The sequence below is a fragment of the Butyricicoccus sp. AM05-1 genome, from assembly GCF_003474415.1.
Taxonomy (GTDB): Bacteria; Bacillota; Clostridia; order Oscillospirales; family Butyricicoccaceae; genus Agathobaculum; species Agathobaculum butyriciproducens.
The window spans coordinates 1-21,377 of sequence record NZ_QUDG01000005.1 but is presented as its reverse complement, the minus strand read 5'-3'; the positions used below and the strand labels follow the sequence as shown (position 1 = coordinate 21,377).

General features: G+C 52.0%; 17 protein-coding genes. 1 reads left to right on the top strand and 16 read right to left on the bottom strand.

Annotation, left to right across the window (positions count from 1 at the left end):
• Window positions 1-66: 66 nt before the first annotated feature.
• From DW088_RS08440 to DW088_RS08370, 15 genes are all read right to left on the bottom strand, one after another.
• Complete coding sequence (locus tag DW088_RS08440; protein ID WP_118360383.1) at window positions 67-1,980, bottom strand: EAL domain-containing protein; 1,914 nt, start codon at window positions 1,978-1,980, stop codon at window positions 67-69.
• Entirely contained in the window at window positions 1,977-3,656 is a 1,680-nt protein-coding gene (locus DW088_RS08435; RefSeq protein WP_118360382.1) for a sensor domain-containing diguanylate cyclase, read from the bottom strand. Before DW088_RS08435 ends, DW088_RS08440 begins: the two co-directional genes overlap by 4 nt.
• A complete protein-coding gene (locus DW088_RS08430) occupies window positions 3,653-5,527 on the bottom strand; it encodes a sensor domain-containing diguanylate cyclase (RefSeq protein ID WP_118360381.1) in 1,875 nt (624 codons plus the stop codon). Before DW088_RS08430 ends, DW088_RS08435 begins: the two co-directional genes overlap by 4 nt.
• A 192-nt stretch (window positions 5,528-5,719) precedes the next feature.
• Window positions 5,720-8,683 (bottom strand): hybrid sensor histidine kinase/response regulator, encoded by a 2,964-nt coding sequence (locus tag DW088_RS08425; RefSeq protein WP_118360380.1) that lies wholly within the window; start codon window positions 8,681-8,683, stop codon window positions 5,720-5,722.
• Window positions 8,684-8,689: 6 nt separating this feature from the next.
• Window positions 8,690-10,546 carry an ABC transporter substrate-binding protein gene (locus tag DW088_RS08420; protein WP_118360379.1) on the bottom strand — a complete coding sequence of 619 codons (1,857 nt, stop codon included), beginning with the start codon at window positions 10,544-10,546 and terminating at the stop codon, window positions 8,690-8,692.
• Between the two features lie 120 nt (window positions 10,547-10,666).
• Window positions 10,667-10,897 (bottom strand): hypothetical protein, encoded by a 231-nt coding sequence (locus tag DW088_RS08415; RefSeq protein WP_118360378.1) that lies wholly within the window; start codon window positions 10,895-10,897, stop codon window positions 10,667-10,669.
• Window positions 10,898-11,341: 444 nt separating this feature from the next.
• On the bottom strand, window positions 11,342-11,593 hold the full coding sequence (locus tag DW088_RS08410; RefSeq protein WP_118360377.1) for an MptD family putative ECF transporter S component: 252 nt from the start codon (window positions 11,591-11,593) through the stop codon (window positions 11,342-11,344).
• Between the two features lie 42 nt (window positions 11,594-11,635).
• A complete protein-coding gene (locus tag DW088_RS08405; protein WP_442861181.1) occupies window positions 11,636-12,349 on the bottom strand; it encodes a 2Fe-2S iron-sulfur cluster-binding protein in 714 nt (237 codons plus the stop codon).
• Complete coding sequence (locus tag DW088_RS08400; protein WP_118360376.1) at window positions 12,346-13,890, bottom strand: FAD-dependent oxidoreductase; 1,545 nt, start codon at window positions 13,888-13,890, stop codon at window positions 12,346-12,348. The genes DW088_RS08405 and DW088_RS08400 overlap by 4 nt, the downstream gene beginning before the upstream one ends.
• Window positions 13,887-14,426, bottom strand: a complete 540-nt coding sequence (locus DW088_RS08395) for a hypothetical protein (protein WP_008703787.1) — start codon at window positions 14,424-14,426, stop codon at window positions 13,887-13,889. Before DW088_RS08395 ends, DW088_RS08400 begins: the two co-directional genes overlap by 4 nt.
• 10 nt (window positions 14,427-14,436) lie before the next feature.
• A complete protein-coding gene (locus DW088_RS08390; RefSeq protein WP_118360375.1) occupies window positions 14,437-14,955 on the bottom strand; it encodes a DUF6921 family protein in 519 nt (172 codons plus the stop codon).
• Window positions 14,956-14,971: 16 nt separating this feature from the next.
• Window positions 14,972-17,326: a heavy metal translocating P-type ATPase gene (locus DW088_RS08385; RefSeq protein ID WP_118360374.1), complete on the bottom strand. Its 2,355-nt coding sequence runs from the start codon at window positions 17,324-17,326 to the stop codon at window positions 14,972-14,974.
• Window positions 17,327-17,362: 36 nt separating this feature from the next.
• The gene (locus DW088_RS08380; RefSeq protein WP_118360373.1) at window positions 17,363-17,593 is read right to left on the bottom strand and encodes a hypothetical protein; all 231 of its coding nucleotides are present in this window, start codon (window positions 17,591-17,593) and stop codon (window positions 17,363-17,365) included.
• A gap of 24 nt (window positions 17,594-17,617) precedes the next feature.
• A complete protein-coding gene (locus DW088_RS08375) occupies window positions 17,618-17,908 on the bottom strand; it encodes a DUF4491 family protein (RefSeq protein WP_015552777.1) in 291 nt (96 codons plus the stop codon).
• Window positions 17,909-18,186: 278 nt separating this feature from the next.
• Window positions 18,187-18,546, bottom strand: coding sequence for an ArsR/SmtB family transcription factor (locus DW088_RS08370; protein WP_118360372.1), 360 nt, complete (start codon window positions 18,544-18,546; stop codon window positions 18,187-18,189).
• A 511-nt stretch (window positions 18,547-19,057) separates the two neighbouring features.
• Here DW088_RS08370 and DW088_RS08360 point away from each other — a divergent pair.
• Window positions 19,058-20,386, top strand: a complete 1,329-nt coding sequence (locus tag DW088_RS08360; protein ID WP_118360371.1) for a threonine/serine ThrE exporter family protein — start codon at window positions 19,058-19,060, stop codon at window positions 20,384-20,386.
• Between the two features lie 66 nt (window positions 20,387-20,452).
• Here DW088_RS08360 and DW088_RS08355 read toward each other — a convergent pair whose 3' ends face one another.
• Window positions 20,453-21,253, bottom strand: coding sequence for a DUF4866 family protein (locus DW088_RS08355; RefSeq protein ID WP_118285405.1), 801 nt, complete (start codon window positions 21,251-21,253; stop codon window positions 20,453-20,455).
• Window positions 21,254-21,377: the final 124 nt, after the last annotated feature.

Genomic DNA, 21,377 nt, shown 5'->3' with positions numbered 1-21,377 from the left:
TCTAAAAAGGTTCCGGCTTCTGAAAAATTTTTTTCACGGATTTTGGGGGCGGTCCGCCGCACCCGGTCACATCTGTTCGACGGCTTCCTCGGTCAGCAGCCGCAGCAGGTCTCCCGGCGGCAGAGGACGGGAGAAATAATAGCCCTGAATCATATCCACGTTCCAGCTCCGCAGCAGCTCCATCTCCTCCTGCGTCTCCACACCCTCCGCAATGATGCGGTAGCCGAGACGGCAGAAAGCGGATACGATGCTCTGGTAGAAGAGCGCGGCGTTTTTGTCCGTGCAGATGTGGAACAGCAGCGAACGGTCGAGCTTGATGACCGAGAACGGCAGCTGCATGACCGTATTCAGGTTGGCGTAGCCCGAGCCGAAATCATCCAGACACAGGCCGATGCCGGCCGCCTGAAAGCTCTCCGCCACCCGGGTCAGGCTCGCGGAATACTCGGTCGCAACCGTCTCGGTGATCTCAAACTGGAAGCAGGAGTACGGCAGACCGTATTCATCCAGAATGCGGATCAAGTGGCTTCCGCCATCGCTGTGAATAAGATCGAGCGGCGAAAGATTGATCTTGACGTTCGCAATGCTCGCGCGGAGCGCCGGGTTTTCGCGTAGAAAACGGCAGACGCGCCGCAGCTGAAGCTCGGTGATCTGACTGATAAGGTGATTCTTCTCCGCAAGGCGGATAAAAATATCCGGTGAAATCCAGCCGAGTGTAGGATGCCGCAGGCGGCTGAGCGCCTCAAGGGTGACAAAGCGCTGCTGATGCAGCGAATAGACCGGCTGATAGTAGACCTCGAACAGATCCTCGTCGATCGCGCGGTGCAGGAACTGCTCGACCTGCTTGTTGTAGTAAAAACTGTCCCTGTTCTTGCGGTCGTTCTGGATGACCTCAGTCCCGCCGCTGCGTGCTGCGAGAGATTCAAGATATTCCGCATAATCCAGCACAAGGCCGCCCGTTCCCAGCTTTTCCGCGCCCACCACGCCGCACAGGATGACCGGCGAGGGAGCGGCCTGCGCGTCATCCGGCTGCGTGTGGAACACCTGCCGCAGACTCGTCAGACAGGCTTCGTACTCGCGCAGCGAGAACGTCAGCAGCAAAAAACGCTTGCCTGTCACGCGGAACACGTTCCTGCCCGCGATCTCCTGCATGTGCTCTGCCGCGCGGCGCAGAAATTCGTCGCCGCTCTGCACGCCCGAGACTTTGTTCATGTGGTCAAGCTGGTAGGCGTAGACCGTGATGATGTGAAAAGCCTTGTGCGCGTCGGTCAGCTCGTTCATGCGGCGCAGCAGATACTGCTTGTCATTCAGTCCGGTCAGGCTGTCCATGCACGCGCAGGGATTGTTGATGGTCAGATACATTGCGAGAATGCTGAGCGAAAGGCCGAAGCCGGTCGTCAGCACCGCGGGATTGACGGCCTGCGCGGCGATGCCGAAGGCGGCGAGCAGAAAGACCGTAAGCAGCGCCGTCAGATTGCGGCGGCTGACCGCATCCCGGTGCACCGCAACAAAAATTGCTGCCGCCGCGATGTGCAGCAGGGCGCTGATGTACAGCAGCAGATACCACGGACCGTGGCAGTAGCCGGTGCTGTCAAAATAGAACAGCTTTTCGGTGAAGGGGTTGGTCAGAATGATAAAAAACAGAACGATAGTCGGAATGCCCATGCGCAGTACGGTTCCGGTGGAGATCACGCGGCTCGAGCACAGTGTACAGACATAGTACAGCAGCATGAGCGGCAGGATCGCCTGAAACAGATAGAACACGGTGTTCGAGAGCATGCGGCCGACGCCAAAGCTGTACGGAGCGTACAGAATGAAGCATGTACTGACCAGCTCAGCGAGAACGTCCAGACTGACGACGGTCAGCAGGCGGCGGAACATGAGGCTGTTCCGGTCATCCATCTGCCGCTGATGAGAATACTGCCACAGAACAACCAGCAGCACCGCCATCCCGGCGATCAGATAATGTAGATTGGTTGTCATTCCGTGTCCCCTCCCAGTCTGGTTTCATTTCTCTTCAAATAGGCGTCCGCCTCCGCCTTCCATGCGCTGATGCTGCGCGATTTTCCGTCCTCGTCGCACAGGCGGCTGAAGCCGTAGGTCATCGTGATGCGGGCGCGCGGCGCACAGGTGCGGTTGTACCGCGCGACGATCGCGCTGAACTGCCGGTGCAGCTGCCCCGAATTTGCCCTTGGCTCGGGACGGATGAGGGCGAACTCGTTTCCGCCGGTGCGGAAGCACGATACGCTTTCGCCTCCGTCCTCGCACGCGCGGCAAAAGTCTGCAACGCACCGCGCGGCGGCGATGACCGCCTCATCTCCTGCCTGAAGGCCGAAGCGGTCATTGCGCTCGTTCAGACCCTCCAGCCGGATATAGGTCAGCACCGCATCGCGGCATCCGACCTCACCGGTGCGGATGCGCTCCATGTATTCCTCGAATGCACGGCGATTCGGCAGACCGGTCATACGGTCCTCACGCTGCATCAGATGGCTGATACGGTGCTCCATGTGAAAGCGCATATCCTCGGTCGCCTGTCCGATCAGTTCACGGAAGAGCAGGATGATGAACAGCAGCACGCCAAACTGGAATATCGCATCGTACCAGTAGATGTGCAGCAGGCCGTACAGGACGAGCGCTGCCACGCCGAACACACCCAGTGCGGCAAACGCCGCAATATGCAGCCGAAGCTGCTGCGAGGGCTGCTCGCGGTACGACCGGAGCAGCACGATCAGCATCGCTGCAACGCCTGCCGCCAGAATCAGGTGCGTCAGCGGCAGCATATCAATAAACCGGATGCCGAAAAGCCGGTACGCCGCGCCCTGTGCAAGCGCGTTGGCGCAGAACAGCGCAATGCATATATCGGGAACAAGCTGCTGTCTGCCGCTTACCGCATTGCGGACAAAATGCACCATCGGGATAGACATCAGCATAAAGGCGTAAAAGGAAACGACACTTCCGGCGGCAGTATCCCGTCCATAAATCTGATACAGAGCGGAATCGGTCAGGCACCACAGGCTGCACAGCAGCAGAAAGACCGCCACATCGAGGAAGCGGCGCTCGTGGATGCCGCGGCTGCTCATGTAGCAGAAGATCAGCAGCGCCAGCACGGCAAGGATGACCATGGCGAGCATCATAACCAGAGAAAACAGCGAGGTCTGGATATGATGACCGGTGATGCTCCGCACCGAGCCGAGCAGAGGCGCGTCAAACCTGCCGGTCCGGTCGGAAAGCTGCGTAAAGGTCAGGCTGAGTGTCTGTCCGCCGATGTTGTCCGGAAGCTCCGCATCCGCCCACAGGCGTCCCTTCATCTGCGTGTTTTTCGGAAAGGCGTTGTCCTCGTAGCGATAGAGCAGCGTTTCGCCCGCACGAATCTCGATGCCGTATTCCACACCGCGCGCGGACAGCAGCTTTCCGGCATCGCGGGCGGTCAGCGTGTCGTTATACAGGGTAAGCGTCTGTTCCGGCGCGGCCGGAAGCGTGACCGGGAGCGCAACCTCGCGCCGCACGCCGTCCGTCAACTGATACCAGCCGGTATCAAGGGTGGAAAGCTCCCTGTCCGGCTCGTGCTGATGCAGTCCGGCAATGAGGAACGTCAGCATTGCCACGGTCAGCAGCAGGGCGGCTGTCTCTGCGGCGCACCGCAGGGTTTTGTGTTTCATGACTGTTCCTCCGTCCGGTCGTCTTCGTGATGGTGCTGCTTTTCCGCGTACATGCGGCTGTCCGCCGTGATGCGCACCTGCGAAGCGTCGCCGTCCTCCGGATAGCAGGCGCAGCCGCAGCTGACGCCGACCGAAAGCACTTTTTCTTCGATAACGATGGGCGCAGAGAGCATGGTCTGGATGCGCTCGGCCATGCGGCTGCGCTGCTCCTCGTCCATATCGGCGCTGACGATGAGCGCGAACTCATCGCCGCCGATGCGGAAGGCGTAGTCCCGGCTGCGGATGCAGCGCAGCAGCCGCGCGCTGATCTCCTTGAGCAGCCGGTCGCCCATGGCGTGACCGTAGGTGTCGTTTATCGGCTTAAAGCGGTCGAGATCGAGGTAATACAGCACAAACGGCAGCTTTTTCGCCTCACAGATGTTCAGGACCCTGCTGAAATAGCGCTCGTTGAACAGACCGGTCAGGCTGTCCGTGTTTGCCATGTTTTCCAGCTCGACCTTCTGCCCGATATCCTGCACAACCTGCATGACCACGGCGACCGTGCCGTCCGCATGCCACTCGACCGGGAGGACGGTCAGCACCATATAGGCGTTTTCCGTCCGGCTGCAATACTCGATTTTGAGATTGTCATCCGGTTTCCGGAGCACGCTGCGCAGATAGTCCGGCGTAAGCAGCCGCGAGAGCTTGGCGTTTTCCGTTTCGGTCAGCGCGACATAGCGTTTAGAGATGATTTCAACCATTTTCGAATACTGTCCGGAGGTCGGATAGAGCGGCTCTCTGCTCCGCAGCTCATGATAGCGGTAGCGTCCGGTATCCAGATTGACGACCATATAGCGATCGACGATGCGGCTCATGCTTTGCAGGAAACGGTCGCTCTTCATCTTTTCGCGCTCGAGGTTCAGGCGCTCCGTTTCCTCGTCCTTAAGGCGCAGCCGGCTCTCCATGCCCAGCGCCAGCACCACGATGATGACGGCGAAAAAACTGAGTGCACCGAGCAAGATGAGCGAGGAATTCTGCACGCCATACAGCGCGCCGTCCACCTCATCCGCCTGGATGATGCCGACGAGCGACCAGTCCGAAAATGCGGTCGGAATCGCGACCAAATAGTTTCTCGCCCCAGCGCAGATGAACTGCGCGCTTCCGCTCTTGCCGAGTTGGATGCAGTCCTTGATATCGTCCATGCTGCCATATTTCCAGTCAGCGTGGTCGGACAGGTCATACAGGTTGGTCATTCCCTCGCACAGCTCGGTCTGCGGCTCAAACTCCAGCACGATGTCGCCGTTCGAGCGCACCACATAGCAGTCGCTCTGTCCGCCGTACATGCTGCCGTCAACCAGATCATCGACCACATCCGTGTCATAGCTGACCGCGATACCGGTGTAGGTCACGCCGTCCAGCGTCAGATTGCGGCTCATCGGCATCGCGAACACGATCTTGGACACGCCATAGGTCGCCGTATAGGTGGAGACGATTGGCTCGCCCTTGCTGTACATCTCCTGAAAAACGCCGTCGATGCTGTCGGCGCTGCCCTTTCGCCCATCTGCTGTTAGATACTGCGAGTTCTGATTGACCATATAGAAATCGCTGTAATGCCACGACGATCGGTTGTCTTGAATCGTGTTCCATATCTCGTCAATGTCTTCATCAGTCTGTACGTTACTCATCAGGCTGTCCCACTGGCTCAGCACGGTCCAGTTTCGCTGCACAAACAGCGTGAAGGTCTTGGAGATTTGCGCATAGCTTTCGAGCAGATGATTCGAGCTTTCCTGATAAATCTGCATTCCGATGTAGTTGCTGTAAACGCTAATGCCTGCCGCGAACACTATGGCGAGAAGTGCGGTCAGCAGAGCAATTCTTGATCGCTTTTTCATGTTCTGCCCCTCCTTCGGTAAAATTTATTCATTCCTTTTCCCATGCCATAATTATACTATTTCCCGACCCAAAAAGAAAGCGAAGATTGCGGCGCAGCGGCATTTATTTTCCTCTGCATATCCGAAAAACCCGGAGTACCGTCAGCCGTTTTCGGCCGGTACTCCGGGTTTTGATGTATCCGCATGGCGCGGTCAGTGCATAATGCCCTTCAGCGCGTCGATCAGCTCCTCAACCACGATCGGCTTGGACAAAAAGCCGTTCATGCCGCAGTCGAACGCCTGCTTTCGCTCCTCCTCGAACACGTTGGCCGTCATGGCAACGATCGGGACTGCGGCGCGCGCCGGGTCCTTCAGCGCACGAATGCGCTGGGTGGCGGTGTAGCCGTCCATGACCGGCATCTGCACATCCATCAGCACCAGATCATAGCGGCCCGTGTCCGAGGTGCGAACCTTCTCCACCGCGACCGCGCCGTTCTCAGCGGTATCGACCAGAAAACCGTACTCGTGCAGGATTGTCATCGCGATCTCACGGTTCAGCTCGTTATCCTCAACCAGCAGGATATGCCGTCCGCGGAAGTCGGCGTTTTTCCCGGGCAGGATGTCCTGCTCCTCCGCCGTCTGCATGTGTCCGATGGCTGTCAGCAGGGTGTCGCGCAGGTCGGACAGGAACATCGGCTTGGAGCAGAAGGCCGTCACGCCTGCCGCCTTTGCCTCCGCTTCGATGTCCGACCAGTCGTAGGCGGTCAGGATGATGATGGGGGTGTCATCGTTCAGGCTGCGGATCTGGCGCGTGACCTCGATGCCGTTCATGTCCGGCAGCCGCCAGTCGATGATATAGGCGCGGCAGGGGTCACCCAACTCGATGGACTGCCGCGCACGCAGCACGGCCTCCCGGCCGGAGAGCGTCCACTCCGCACGCATTCCCACACGGGTCAGCAGCTTTGCCACGCTGTCGCAGGTGTTGAAATCGTCGTCCACCACCAGCGCCTTGAGGCCGGCAAGCTCCGCAATCTTTTCCTCGCGGCGGCTGCCGATCTGCACGCGCAGCGGCAGGCAGATGATAAACTCGGTGCCTCGGTTCTTCTCGGTCTGCACCTTGATCGTGCCGCCCATCATCTCGACGATATTCCGGGTGATGGCCATGCCGAGGCCGGTTCCCTGTATTCGGCTGACTGTGGAGGTGCGCTCGCGTTCAAACGGCTCAAAAATCTTCTGCGCGAACTCCGGACTCATGCCGATGCCGTTGTCGCGGACGCGGAACTCGTACTGTGCACAGTCGCGCACGGTTCCGGCAAGCTGCCGGATACGCACGGAGACCGTGCCGCCCGCCGGCGTGAACTTGATGGCGTTGGACAGCAGGTTGAGCAAAATCTGTCCCATACGTGTCCGGTCACAGTAAACGTCCTCGTCGGCAACGTCAAGCACATCCATATAAAGCTCGAGCTGCTTGGCGTATATCTGTCCGCTGACGATGGTCTTGATATCGTGCAGCATCTCGGCGAGGTTGACCTCGGTTTCCTCCAGATGAAGCTTGCCGCTCTCGATACGGCTCATGTCCAGAATATCGTTGATGAGCGCAAGCAGGTGGCGGCTCGAGGAAAGGGTTTTGGTCAGATAGTCCTTCACCCGTTCCTGATTATCGATATTGCTGACCGCAAGGGTGGTAAAGCCGATGATCGCATTCATCGGTGTGCGGATATCGTGCGACATATTAGACAAGAAGGTGCTCTTGGCGCGGCTGGCGGCTTCGGCGGCCGCAACCGCCTCGGAAAGCGCCTGATTGATCTTCCGATCAGCCGTGCGGTCGGACATCACGAGGATGTACTTGGTCCGGCCTGCGACCTCGCTGCCCATGGCAACGATGTGGAACCAGCGGCGCTCACCAGTCTGCTGATGGGCATAATCGGCATCCCATTCGCTCTGCTCGCCGCACTGAATCCCCGCGAGGAAGTTCTTATCGTGGTCGGGAGAGTCCTTCGGGTGCAGCGCCCGCAGTGCACGGATGTCCTGCCGCACCTGCTCGAGCGGCACGCCCAGCAGCCGCTCGATGTTCGGGCTGACATAGTCCGTGCGGGAGGTTTCGGCATCCAGCATGAAGAAAACATCGTCCACGTTGCGTGAGAGCCGGGTGAACAGCTCATCCTTGTACAGGATCTCAGTATCTCTCCGACGCAGCGCATCGCGGCTTCTGTGCACGATGAGCGTGATAAGCAGCACCATAAGCAGGCACGCAATAACGGTCACGATCTCGACCGTCCGGTGCCACAACGTATCCATGCTGGCGTTAACAACGCTGACCGGGACAAGGCTGAGCATGATCCAGTCCTGAATGCCTGTGTTCTCGTAGACCAGATAGTACCGGGTTCCATGCAGCGTCAGCATCTTGCTTCCGTCCCTGCCCTGCGCGAAATCGTCACTCAGCGCGTCGAACGCTTTATCGGACAGATTGGAGCTGCTGCGCAGCTCCGCGAGGAAATTATAGACCGATTCCTCGCTGCCGTTCTCACCGTCAGCCTCGCTGTCGAGCACAACGCGCCCGTCCGGGTAGACAACATAGTTGTGGCTCGTGCCCTCGAATGCGGAGTTGTCAATCGCGTTCAGCACCGTACCATTATAGTAGGCGATGGCGATCGCATCATAGGCGAAGCCGCGGTAGGTGCCGCTCATCTCCGGGCAGGCAAACACGAGCATCTGCGGCTTTCCGGGCAGCACCGCATTCACAACGACGTCCTCTCCGGCGAAAAGCTGCGTGTCCAGATCGGTCTGCGAGCCAAGGCTGCTCTTTTCGCCGTCCTGCGTCATGCAGCTGCCGTCCGAGGCGAGGAAGTAGAGGGCGGCGCAGCCGGTCTCCTTCTGCATCTCGTTCAGACTGGAACGGATCTGTTCTTCGCTCGAGGCGTTTTTCAGAAAATCGTTCCACAGATGCAGCAGCATCTGGTTTCGGCTGACCAGATGGTTCAGCATATTGTCGGATTTACGCAGGATCTCCGACAGATGCGAAGTGCTCTCCCGATAGACCGTCTGCGACATAAACAAGAAATACCGATAGCAGATGCCGCCGAGCAGCACCGCCAGAGCCAGCAGTGCGGCGACAGGGCGGCGCCATTTTTTCAGGAAGCGGTATTTTATTTTGCTTCCGCGTGTTTTATCTGCCATTTCCGTTTACCTCAATGTAATATAGTTTTCCGGCTCCGCCAGTACGGCATTCCCCTCGGAGACATACGCGCTCCAGGTGTCCCGAACTCTCGTGTCGCCGCCCTCGAAGGCACGGCTCTCGTCCGCAAACAGCGGCGCCATGCTGCCCGCCGTCGCCAGACAGGTTACGGTTACGGTCTCGTCCTCGCGGAGCGGTTTGCCGTCCCGCGTGATCCCGGTCAGCGTAAAGCCGCCGTTTTCCTCCTTGACCTCGATGGCAATGCCGCTGACCACCGGCAGAGAGCCGCGGTTGAACGGCGTAAAGCCGCCCTCGCAGCCCTCGACAAAGGCGCGGACGGTCTCGGTCAGCTCCGCGCCGGTCATCGTGCGCCGATACGCGCGCAGATCGTTCGGCATGATCATAGAGGCAGCCATATTCTCGGTGTAGTCTGCCGCCAGCACGCTGCCGGTAAAGCTGTTCGCCGCAGCAATGAGCACATCGGTGTCATACACGCCGCGCAGCGTGTTCGCCATCACGGAGAAGGAGGTATTGCCGCTGTCCGCATGGAAAACGTTTGAATAGCCCTTGTCCAAGGTCAGCACAGCCGTATCCGCGGCAGGCTCATCCGCAAGCAACTGCGCGTTGAACGCCTGATACGCCTGCTCTGCCGTATATTCTCCTGCAATCATGCGCGAGACCACATCCTTGGAGACCGAGAAGAAATCGTTGGAGGCGATGCGGATGTACATATGGTTCTGCTCGACCACCGGGCGCACGTCCTCCAGATAATCGGTCAGGCGAAGACTGACGTTCTGGCTGTAGCTCAGAATGTCCTGTCCGTCATAGACGATGCGGTTCTGTGCTTCCTCGGAGAGCATGACACGGAGCACCTGCATCGCCTTGTCGCGGCGGTTGCTGTCCTGCTCGAGATTGCGGCTCAGCGCAACCTGAAAATACGGGGTGGTCATCAGCCACTGCTGCCCGTCCTGACCAAAGAACGGCAGGAAGGTCGTATCAATGCCCTCATCCTGCAGGATTTTAACGTTAGCAGAGCTGCCTAAGAACATGGCAAGCTCGCCGCTGCGCATCCGGTCCATGATGTCATCGTAGATCAGTGTCAGGTCAGCGGCGTTCAGGCCGGTGTCGCGGATGAACTGCTCGAGGTTCTTGAAAGCGGTCGGCCAAACGGTGTCATCCAGACCGACTTTCTCGGTGCTGGCCGGGTCGCTGTACGCGGTGCGCCATTTGCGGCCTTCCGCCGAGGAAAGCTCGGAGACAGAAAGTCCCTGAAGCGTTTCCATGCAGGTGTAATCGTAGAAATAGTCCGCATCAAAGCCGCGGATGCCGTGCTTTTCAAACGCTTGACAAGCGGAAACAAAGCTGTCGTAATCGGTGGGCAGCGGAATGCCGTATTTCTCGAACAGACTGCGGTTGACCACAAAGCCGTGCGCGTCCGCGCAGACCGGCAGCCAGTTTACGCTGCCGTCCTCGTTTTTGAAGCTGTTGAGGTAGGTGTTGTAGACCGCGCCCGCCTCGTTGGTCGTGGCGAGGTTCATCAGACTGCCCTTGAGCGGCGCAGCGTCATGCAGCGAGAAGCGGCAGCAGGTAATGATGTCCGGCAGGCCGCCGTTCTCGTTCAGAAATTTGTAAAAATCCAGATCGTTATTGCCGACAATGAACTCAATATTCACATCCGGCAGCTGCGACTGGATATAGGGGGCATATTTTTCGTACAGCGTGGTGTTCCATAGATAGACCTGAATGGTTTCCGCGTCCTCCTGTGCTTCGCTCTTTTGTGTGCCGCAGCCGGTCAGCAGACATGCCGCTGTTACCAGTACCGCGAGCAGGAAGGACAGACCCCGCTTCCTCTTTTTTGTTTTCATCAACCAATTCTCCTTACCCGTGACAGCCGCCTCTCCCCGACAGACTGCCCTTCTTTTTCCTCATTTCTCGCCGCAAAACGGCATTATATAAGAATAGCATAGCACTTCGCGGACGGTATTTCAAGGAATTTCGCCTTTTTTCTGCCAAAACAGGCGAAAACACAGACTATACGCCGTATTCGGAGCGCTTTTGCGGCGAATATTCCTGTAAAACAAGTTGAAATGGGATACCGGCGTGAAACGCTGTGTGGCTGCAAGGCTGCGAAAAGAACACACCGCCGCGCCTCCGATGGGCAAAAAAAGACCCGCCGATTTCTCGACGGGTCGATTGCCCAAATTCAATCTGTACATTTCCAAGGCTTCCTTTGCTGCAAGCCTGTGGTAATTTGGTGTAAGCTATCTGCAGAATCTCGCGTATACACGGTTATTCTGCCTTGTGCACCCGCAATCAGTCCAGCGGCTTCATTGTCGGGAAATTATGACCTGAACGGACAAAGGTCTGCAAGCCCCTGTTGACCCTCTGCGGTCGCTCAACAGCGGTTAAATCGACCCCGATTAAAAGTCTGCGATTCCTTGTTGTTTACAATCCACTTGCTGGCACACGCTTTGGCATACGCGGCATACACAGCGCAGTACCGCCTGCACTCACGCTTTGTTCGCATCTGTCTTCCTTTTACTCGTTCATTATACCACTTTTTCGGCACTCTGCTACTTGAAATTTCAACTGTACCCATTCGCTCAAAATTCAAAAACCGCTTCCCGAACGCCTCAGCCTGCTTTTCCCAAAATCGCTGATTACTTATAATTCTTATATTCGACCCATTTCCGAACAATTCCCCCTAAAATAGAGCAAACACTCAAACTGACAAGCAGCAGATTTGCAAGTTCCCCAAAAGCCAGAAAAGCGACTGCAACAAACAGGTTCATTACAAGAACTACTCCTGTTTTTGGTATCTTTGCCACAGTATACATATACGGAATCCAGTCCATAATAAAACCGCTAACACACCGAAACAAAGGATATGTCTCTATTTTTGGTAAAACCATAGATGTAGGTTAATCATGTTTTTTTAATCAGCATTTTGATACTCACTGTCTTCCCCAAATAGCTACCGAATTTGACCTCACGATCAATTCTTCGACAGGTAGACCAATCGGGCAAATGTTATGGCAAGCTAATGATTTCCCGCATCCCTCAAAATAATTTTCCTTATATTGAGTTGAAACATCGTTTCGATGGCTTATTTCCTGTTCTTCATTCAGAATCCGAAAAGCGTTGACCGCTGCAACCGCTCCAGCAAAAGTACCCTTTGAAGAAAAGTTTGGACAAACCTCAAGGCAGCACCCGCACATCAGGCAGCGAGCCGACTGATACCTCGGTTCGTGTGTAAATTCAATCATATAGGCTTCGCTTTCCAACCAAAGGTTTAGTTTCTTCAAGTTCTCAAACAGGAATGACCGGTCAACAATCAGATCCCTGACAAGAGGAAACTTACTGAGTGGTTCCAGCGTAACGGTACTGCTCTTTAGCATATTCAGAAATGTAGAGCAGGCCAGCCGGGGAAGTCCGTTGATCAGCATGGCACACGCTCCGCATTTACGTACCATACAACTGCATTCCCATCCAATAGGAGCAGCCGTATTCCCACATGCATCTGTCAGTGGGCTACGACTATTCAATTCGTTTAAGACAGCGGCAATAGAACTATTTTCACTTCCGCCAAACTCAAATTCCTGCCAATAGCTGTCTGATTTCTGATTCTCTTGTCGCCGAATCCGTACTTTATATACCAAGTTAATCACCGCCTCTCTGGAACAGACATAAAGGAAATTTGTATCTGCTTTCCGTCAAATCGTGCCACCGTCGTTTTGAGAAAATCCCTGTTGTTGCATTCAGGATAATCCTCCCGCCAGTGCGCTCCCCGGCTTTCTTTTCGGGCAAAGGCGCTTTGGAGAACTGCAAGACCAAGCAACGGCAGAGTTCCTTTTAGTTCCTGCACTTTCCGAATCCCTTTTAACAGGGAACTTCCATTTCTAACAACCCCAAGAGAATCCTGCATAGCCTGATTTAATTGTTTTGTTCCCACAATTTCCTGTACTGGTGGAATATCTATCTGCGCCGCACAAGATAAAACTACGCCGTCAGCTTGTTCGCAGGCTGACTTTGCCGCAACACGTCCTCCGTACAATGCGCCCAACAGGGAATTACCACCCAGACGGTTTGCACCATGATATTGGGCACAGCATTCCCCGGCAGCATAAAGATTCTGAATCGACGTTCTGTGCTGCTCATCCACAAGAATACCACCCATGAAGTAGTGGATTCCTGGCAAAACAGGCACAGGTTCCTTCCGAATATCCTTATGCAGATATGTCATGCAGTCATCTGCTAAGCCAGACAGCTTATTTGAAATGACCTCCTTCGATATTTCCGTCATATCAAGAAATACCTCGGATTCATGGCTGACCTTCCATATTTCTCTGGCGGTAATATCACGGGGCATCAGATTTCCAAGCTCCGGGTATTTTTCCTCCATGAAATACCACGGCTGATTGTTTCTGAGAGCAAACAGCCTGCCGCCTTCCCCTCTGGCTGCCTCGCTGATAAGCATACGTTTCCCGCCGCATTCCACAGTAGTCGGATGATACTGGATCATTTCACCATTTGCCAGAGGAACACCAAGCCGGAACAATTCTGCGGTTACTTCTCCCGTATTGGACAGCGAACCTGTTGTATTCCCAAACAATCCGTGCATACCACCGGAGGCAACAATGACCGCATTCCCCGGTAATTCCATAATTTCCTGACTGTATTCATCCCTAATTACGCAACCACAGCAAACACTGCCGCACAGTCGAAGCGTCAGGAAAGAATGGTGGCTAAACCGTTCTACCATACCAGCCCCTTCTTTTTGACGAACAGCGTCAATCATAGCGGTCATAATCTGCTTCCCGGTGTCACTCTGTGCAAAAGCAGTCCTTTTCTTTTTCTGCCCGCCAAAATTCCGCAGATCCACATCATCATAGCCGCTCATGTTAAATTGAACTCCAAGTTTTAACAGCCAGTGCACCAGCTCCGGTGCTGCCTGTGTCATTCCCCAAACTGCATTTGGGTCTGCCAGACCGCAAGCCGCCTTTATTGTATCTGTGAAATGTTCTTCGGGACTGTCGTTTTCATCTTTTGTATTCAAAGCTGCGTTGATACCGCCCTCCGCCATAACAGACTGTGCCCGCTCTGATGGAAAGGAGGAAACCAGTTTTACATTGCATCCATTTTCCGCTGCCTGCAAAGCCGCTGAAAGTCCTGCCAGTCCAGCACCTATAATAATAATTGTCTTACTCATAGATATTGCCACCCAATATAATAGAAAATAACTGCGCCCGCTATAAACAGAAGGAGCACCGAAAGAATCAAATAAATATCCCCCCTTCGTTCTTTATAACTGATGATTCCCAGCGATACGAGCAATGGGCGGATATTGATAAAAATATGAACAAAGATTGCCGCCACGAACAAAAGCTGAGTTACCATCTTTACCGTTGTAAAAGGGAACAAAATATATGTCCCATTCTGCACCTTTCCAAACAAGCCAATATGGAAGAACAGCAGGATCAGTATTGCCAGCCCACTGGCTCGTCTCGCCCAGAATATGGCGTTCTGTTTCAGATACATTTTTCCGGATTGCTTCGCTGTCTGTAAACTCTGAACTGTCAGGATGACACCAATCACCGTATGCACAACAAGAATACCAACACCAATCCATGCAAGAAGTTTCCCTGCGCTACTTCCAACTCCGTTCAGCATAAAGCTGCCCATGATTCCATGAATCATAAAAATGAGAAGCATTAAAACAGACAAAATCGTATTCCATTTTCTCATAAATTCCCGCTCACCTCATTTCTTCGCTGTCCATGATCATATAGTCCATCTGTGTTAGCGTTGTAACGTCAATAAAATCATCCGATGCCAGGAATACATCATACTTTCCACTTACCACTCTTGATAGCATCATTGTGTTACTGTACTCTTTCAGATCTACGGAGAAACCGGCCTGTTTCAACCTGTCACAGAGTTTCTTAGCATAACTGACAAGCGGATAATCCGTCTCAGATACATATAACCGAAAACTAATGTCCGTTTTCATGAGATCTGTTTCATTTGTTTCCGAATCGTCCAGTGCCAATTCTTTTAATTTATTCCGGGTGTTCTCGTTGTCGAGACCATCTGACATCATATTAATACCGAGAACATAAGAGCCTTCCAACTGTGCGGCGGCTTGGGCAGCTTTTTTTGCTTTCGGTGTTGCTCCTGTGATTGCATCAATCATAGAGAGCGGTGAGTGCAAAAGTGCACCGAAACCTGCAAGAAAAACAATTGTAACTGCTAACAGAATCAGTTTTCGTTTCACATTCCCACCTCATTTCCTATTTTTTCAAAATTCTCATTGCGTTCAAAACAGCAATTATGGTAACGCCTACATCACCAAATACAGCTTCCCACATTCCCGCAATACCAAGAGCGCCAAGAATCAGGAACACACTCTTAATCCCAAGAGCAATCACTATATTCTGCATGACAATCTGTTTTGTCGCTTTTGCTACTTCAATCGCGTCCACCAGCTTAGACGGTTCATCTGTCATCAGAACTACATCTGCTGCTTCAATGGCCGCATCCGAACCAAGCCCACCCATTGCAATACCAACATCTGCACGGGCAAGGACAGGAGCGTCATTGATACCATCACCAACAAAAGCCAATTTGCTTCCCGGTCTCTTTTTACTGTCTAAAAGCTCAACCTTTTCCACTTTTTGGTCAGGAAGCAGCTGTGCATAATATTCATCCAACTGCAATTCTTCTGCAACAGACTTCCCAATTTTTTCATCATCACCGGTAAGCATGACTGTTTTTTCCACACCGATATGTTTCAAATCAGAAATTGCTTTTTTGCTGTCCGGCTTTACTTCATCTGTTATCAAAATGCATCCGGCGTATTGACCATCTACTGCTATATATACCTTTGTACCAACTTTTTCACAGACTGTGTACTCCACATGCTCTGAATCCATAAGTTTCGTATTGCCAGCATAAACTTTCTTCTTTCCTGCCATGGCACTGATTCCATATCCGGAAATTTCCTTGTAATCAGAGATAACTGATTGGTCAATTTCTTTTCCATAAGCAGAGAGAATGGATTTTGCAATAGGATGGTTAGAAAAGCTCTCTGCCTGGGTCGCATACTCCAGAACCTGTTCTTTTGAAAATCCATTTTCAGGCAGAATATCAGTCACATTGAAAACACCCTTTGTAAGTGTTCCGGTTTTATCGAACACAATAATGCTGACATGATTAAGCGCCTCTAAATAATTACTTCCTTTTACAAGAACACCTCGTTTAGATGCCGCACCAATACCTCCGAAGAAAGTCAGCGGGATTGAAATGACCAATGCACATGGGCAAGATACCACAAGGAAAACAAATCCTCTGCGAATCCACTCTGTCCAACATCCACCAAGAAGGATCGGTGGCAGAATTGCCAGAATAGCTGCTAAGATTACAACAACAGGAGTGTAATAACGTGCAAATGTAGTAATGAAATTTTCTGTTGGTGCTTTTCTACTGGACGCATTCTCCACAAGATCAATAATCTTTGAAGCAGTAGATTCACCAAATGCTTTCGTTGTCTTAATCGTTAAAACACCCGTCTGATTCATACAACCGGAAAGTGCTTCGTCTCCTTTATGAACGCTTCTCGGAACCGATTCTCCAGTTAAAGCCCTCGTATCCAGCATAGAATCTCCATCCAATACCACACCGTCTAATGGGATTTTTTCACCAGGCTTTACAATAATAATCTCACCAATGGCAACACTTTCAGGAGATATGGTAATCAATTCTCCGTTCCTTCTGACTGTAGCACAATCCGGACGTATATCCATTAAGTCTGATATAGATTTTCTGGAACGCTTAACAGCCAATGACTGAAAAAATTCACCTACCTGATAGAATAGCATAACAGCAACTGCTTCCGGATATTCACCAATGACAAAAGCCCCAATCGTAGAAACACTCATCAAAAAATGTTCATCAAATACACGCCCCTTTGAAATGTTCCTCACAGCCTGCCATACAACATCTCCACCAAGAATAACATAAGAAACAATGAGAAAAGCTAACTCGATAGGCAGTGGCACTTTCGCAAAAACAGTCAATGCCATACCAATGGCATAGATTGCTGCACCAGTCGCTAAACGAACTGTCAACTTCTTATCCTCATTGTTATAGGATTCATTGGCCTCCTGCTTTTTTTCCGGTATATAAGATTCCTGTACAATTTCAGAAACTTCCACATCTGGCTCATGGCTATGAACAATCATTTCAATCTGACTGGCTATCGTATCTGCGGCTGTCTGAGCAACATTGATTGTAAGCGTCTGCTTCATCAAATTTACAAGTGAGGATTGTACTCCATCCAATTCTCCGACTTCTTTTTCAATTTTTGCGGAGCAGTTCGGACAGTCCAAGCCCTTTAACAAATAACTCTTTGTAACGGGGATAATTGTTTCTTCCTGAACCTCCACACCCGGCTCATGGCTGTGGACAATCGTTTCAACCTGACTGGCTATCGTATCTGCGGCTGTCTGAGTAACATTGATTGTAAGCGTCTGCTTCATCAGATTTACCACTGAGGATTGTACTCCATCCAATTCTCCGACTTCTTTTTCAATTTTTGCAGAACAATTTGGACAGTCCAACCCTTTTAATAGAAATATGCGTTTCATGATAATATCCTTATAATCAGATCCTAAAAATACCACTTACGCCACCCGGAAGTCTTCACTTAGGGCGTTCTGCATGAATTCTGGCAGTCTGTTGAAGAAGTCGATATAGATTTTTTCAATCAGCTCGTCAGAAACGTGTAAGATTGCCTTGATAAACGCTCCATAGCAAGTACCTTGCCAGCCCCCAAGTGCTGCAACATGGTTTTGCAAGCAATAATCCGCAACGTTCGCTCCTCCAGTATTCACCTGTAATCTCCATACCGCCATCTTCTCATCTCCCCGCTTTCTTCTTTAGTGCTTATCCACCTTCCGCTTCGGGAACCATCCTTTTGCCACTCTTTTTTCCTGTTCTTTCAGTTCCTTAATGCTCCAAAAGCAACTGACGCCCAAAACACCCAGGGAAACCGACCAAAGTATTTCCTGCATTCTTACGGATAGAATCATACACAAAATGCCCACCAGCAAAAATACCGGCCAACAGCGGCTTCCAAAGTAATACTCCGCATATATAACAATAGGATGGAACAATCCAATCAGAAAAAAGGTAAGCACACCAATCAATATACCACTAAAATTCATCATAACTCCTTGTCCTTTTCCTTATACAAACAGCACATTATCGCAGACCGGCGCAACTTATCTTCTGCGTGCAACAGTCGCCCTCAACAACATATCCAATATGCGCAAAGAAGAAGTATTGCAATATAGAACTACAGCCTTCCTCTTCCATATTTTTTAAATATCTGACACATTTTTATGGATTGCATTTTTTACACGGATCATAACCTGCAGCAATCAGCGCATCCCTACTCTATAATTTGTTTAATTGTTCAATTACTCAACTATAATATTAAAAAATATTATTTCTGCCAAAGATGCTCAAATCCCTTGTCAATAATCTCTTTCACATGATCATCTGCCAACGAGTAGTAAACTATCTGTGCTTCTTTACGGAATTTTACCAGATTCGCAAGACGCAATGCCTTTAACTGGTGTGAGATTGCGGATTTCGTTACCCCCAGTAGCACAGCAAGATCACATACACACATCTCACTCTGTTCCAGAGCGTGTAAGATTTGTACTCTGGTACCATCTCCAAATAGCTTAAATAAAGATGCTAACTGGATATAATCATCTTTGGGTTGCATCTTGGATTTCACATCATTCACAATATCCTCATGAATTACATCGCAATTACAAATATAAGACGGTTTAGGCATACACTTACCTCGTATAATTTTAGTTGAATAGTTGTTCAACTATGATTATATTCATTTATTTTTCTATGTCAATAAGATTAGTAAATATCTTCTTGGATTTTTGTTTTTAACTGCTTAATACTTTTATACCGCATCAAAGAATGTGTAGATGAGTTTGAATATAAATTCAAGGACTCCGAAACAGGAAAAATTAAAAAGTTCAAGATAACAGAAAAAAGGATTGTTACTTTTAATCCCAAACTGGCCAAGAAGCAGATATATGAGATTAATAAAGAAGTTGAAAAAGCAAAACTACTGAAAGCTTCACAGGCAAAGTGCTCAGAATACGGCGACTCTGCAAAATATGTGATTTTTACCACTACAGGTGAACAGCGAATAAGTTTGTAAGGCTAAATTCCACACCCAACAGGAATTTCTTTTACAAATAATTGAACAGACGTTTTCTACATTCATCTATTGACTTTACTGCACAGAACGACTACAATACAGCCATATAAGGAAGTGCATTACTATGCCGCAAACTGCTTTTCGCCCCAACCACATGCACATTGCGTGGCACGATTACACATCACATGATGCTACTCTACCGATCTCTGCCGCGCCCTTGCGCGAGAAGGCCTCCGTCATCGGCCGCACCGGCTTGATGCTGCTCTCATGCGGCACCGGTGCATGGCGTGTCCGCAGTTCGATGAACACGCTCGCGGAGGAGCTGGGGCTGGTCTGTGCAGCCGACATTGGTCTGACCTCGATCGAATACACCTGCTTTGACGGTGAACAGGCCTTTTCGCAAACGCTCACGCTGACCAGCACAGGCGTCAACACCTCAAAGCTCAACCGACTCGAGCAGTTCGTCGCTGAGTTTGCCGACATCTGCTCCCGTATGAGCGGCGAGCAGCTGCACACCCACCTTGACGAAATCGAGCAGGTGCACGGACTGTATTCGCCACTGATGCTCGGTCTGGCGGCTGCCCTCGCCTGCGGTGCATTTACGTTTCTGCTCGGCGGCGGCTGGGTCGAGATGATACTCGCATTCTTTGGCGCGGGTATCGGCAACGCCGTGCGCTGCAAGCTGTCCAAGCACCATCTGACGCTTGTGCTCTGCACGACTGTTTCGGTCGCAGCAGCCTGTCTGGTGTACGCGGGCTGTCTCAAGATTGCCGAGATGACCTGCGGCATCAATGTCCAGCACGAAGCCGGCTACATCTGCTCCATGCTATTCATCATTCCCGGATTTCCGTTCATCACCAGCGGCATCGACATGGCCAAGCTGGATATGCGGTCAGGTCTCGAACGGCTCAGCTACGCGGTAATGATCGTATTGATTGCCACGATGGCCGCATGGCTGATGGCGCTCGCGCTGCACCTCAAACCGGTAGATTTTCTGCCGCTGAACCTCAGCATGCTGCAGTATATCGTATTCCGCCTGCTCACCAGCTTCTGCGGTGTGTTCGGCTTTTCGATCATGTTCAACAGCCCGGTACCACTGGCGATGTCCGCCGCGGTTATCGGCGCAATATCCAACACGCTGCGTCTGGAGCTGGTTGACCTTGCATCTTTGCCGCCTGCGGCTGCCGCATTTTTCGCGGCCATGATCGCCGGACTGCTGGCTTCTGCGTACAAAAAGCACTCCGGTTTTCCGCGCATCGCGATTACAGTGCCATCTATTGTGATTATGGTGCCCGGCCTGTATCTCTACCGCGCAATTTACAATCTCGGTATGATGAACCTGAGCATTTCCGCTTCGTGGTTCGCGTCTGCCACATTGATCATTCTCGCGCTTCCGCTCGGACTGATCTTCGCCCGCATTATGACGGATAAGATGTTCCGTTACTGCACCTGATTTTCTGCAGACAAGCCAAAACCGCTGCTGTGAGTTTTTCTCATAGCAGCGGTTTTGTTATGCTTTTTACAGCGGCAGCGAGTCCTTGCCAGCCTGATGGATCATCTCCTCACGACAGCGCAGCACAATGCCGTCCACCTGCTCGAGATGGTGCAGGATGTTATGTTCAAACTCCTTAAGCGGCAGCAGAACGCCCAGTTCATCGTGGCTTTTCTGCAACTTGTAGCCGGTGTCCTGACCGTAGAATACCATCGCGGTCGGACACCTCTGCTGGATTTCATTGAATGCGTCCCAGACGATGTTGTACGCCTGTGCTTCGGTCAGACCCTGCTCGACCGTATCCGGCAGCGCGTACAGCGTCAGCACGCCGCGGCGGGACGGCGAATACATCTCCCGCACCTGCATGTCCTTGGTGTACTTGTGGCGCAGATGACTGCCATCGGCCAGGTAGAGCGCCGCACGCGGTACAGACAGGTGCTGACGGTAAATATCGTGGAACTTGCGCAGCTCTCGTGCCGAGACGGCATTGCGGTATTCCTCGCGCACCTCACCGTTCGCATCGGTCAGCAGTCTGGGATTCCCGCCGTTTTTGCCATGAAAGCGATACGGAATAAGATAAGCTGTACGCAGCAGATCGAACATCGTGTTATTGCATAGCGCAATCGTCAGCGCGGAAATATCGCGGTTCTCGTAAGCCTGCAAAAGCGCTTTCGCAAAGCTGCACTCTGCACCGCCGCCATCCTCAAACGATGCATTCTCCTGCTCCATGCAGAAGGTTTCGTACAACTGCTGCTCTGCACCCGGATTGCTCAGAATTCTGTGGAACAGTGCTTCGGCGTGTTCCTCTCTTGGAAAAAGTGATGCCATGATAATTCCTCCTCATGCACTGTCAAGAGCTTGCTTTTTTGCAATACAAGCATAGCCCTGTTTATCTCGTATGTCAATCGTATTTTTCAAATTATAACGTAACCGTCAAACCTCCCGCATCTCC

Coding starts and splice junctions, on each gene's coding strand:
- DW088_RS08440 (WP_118360383.1), bottom strand. CDS start 1,980: ATGACAACCAATCTACATTATCTGATCGCCGGGATGGCGGTGCTGCTG.
- DW088_RS08435 (WP_118360382.1), bottom strand. CDS start 3,656: ATGAAACACAAAACCCTGCGGTGCGCCGCAGAGACAGCCGCCCTGCTG.
- DW088_RS08430 (WP_118360381.1), bottom strand. CDS start 5,527: ATGAAAAAGCGATCAAGAATTGCTCTGCTGACCGCACTTCTCGCCATA.
- DW088_RS08425 (WP_118360380.1), bottom strand. CDS start 8,683: ATGGCAGATAAAACACGCGGAAGCAAAATAAAATACCGCTTCCTGAAA.
- DW088_RS08420 (WP_118360379.1), bottom strand. CDS start 10,546: ATGAAAACAAAAAAGAGGAAGCGGGGTCTGTCCTTCCTGCTCGCGGTA.
- DW088_RS08415 (WP_118360378.1), bottom strand. CDS start 10,897: ATGTACAGATTGAATTTGGGCAATCGACCCGTCGAGAAATCGGCGGGT.
- DW088_RS08410 (WP_118360377.1), bottom strand. CDS start 11,593: ATGGTTTTACCAAAAATAGAGACATATCCTTTGTTTCGGTGTGTTAGC.
- DW088_RS08400 (WP_118360376.1), bottom strand. CDS start 13,890: ATGAGTAAGACAATTATTATTATAGGTGCTGGACTGGCAGGACTTTCA.
- DW088_RS08395 (WP_008703787.1), bottom strand. CDS start 14,426: ATGAGAAAATGGAATACGATTTTGTCTGTTTTAATGCTTCTCATTTTT.
- DW088_RS08385 (WP_118360374.1), bottom strand. CDS start 17,326: ATGAAACGCATATTTCTATTAAAAGGGTTGGACTGTCCAAATTGTTCT.
- DW088_RS08380 (WP_118360373.1), bottom strand. CDS start 17,593: ATGGCGGTATGGAGATTACAGGTGAATACTGGAGGAGCGAACGTTGCG.
- DW088_RS08375 (WP_015552777.1), bottom strand. CDS start 17,908: ATGATGAATTTTAGTGGTATATTGATTGGTGTGCTTACCTTTTTTCTG.
- DW088_RS08370 (WP_118360372.1), bottom strand. CDS start 18,546: ATGCCTAAACCGTCTTATATTTGTAATTGCGATGTAATTCATGAGGAT.
- DW088_RS08360 (WP_118360371.1), top strand. CDS start 19,058: ATGCCGCAAACTGCTTTTCGCCCCAACCACATGCACATTGCGTGGCAC.
- DW088_RS08355 (WP_118285405.1), bottom strand. CDS start 21,253: ATGGCATCACTTTTTCCAAGAGAGGAACACGCCGAAGCACTGTTCCAC.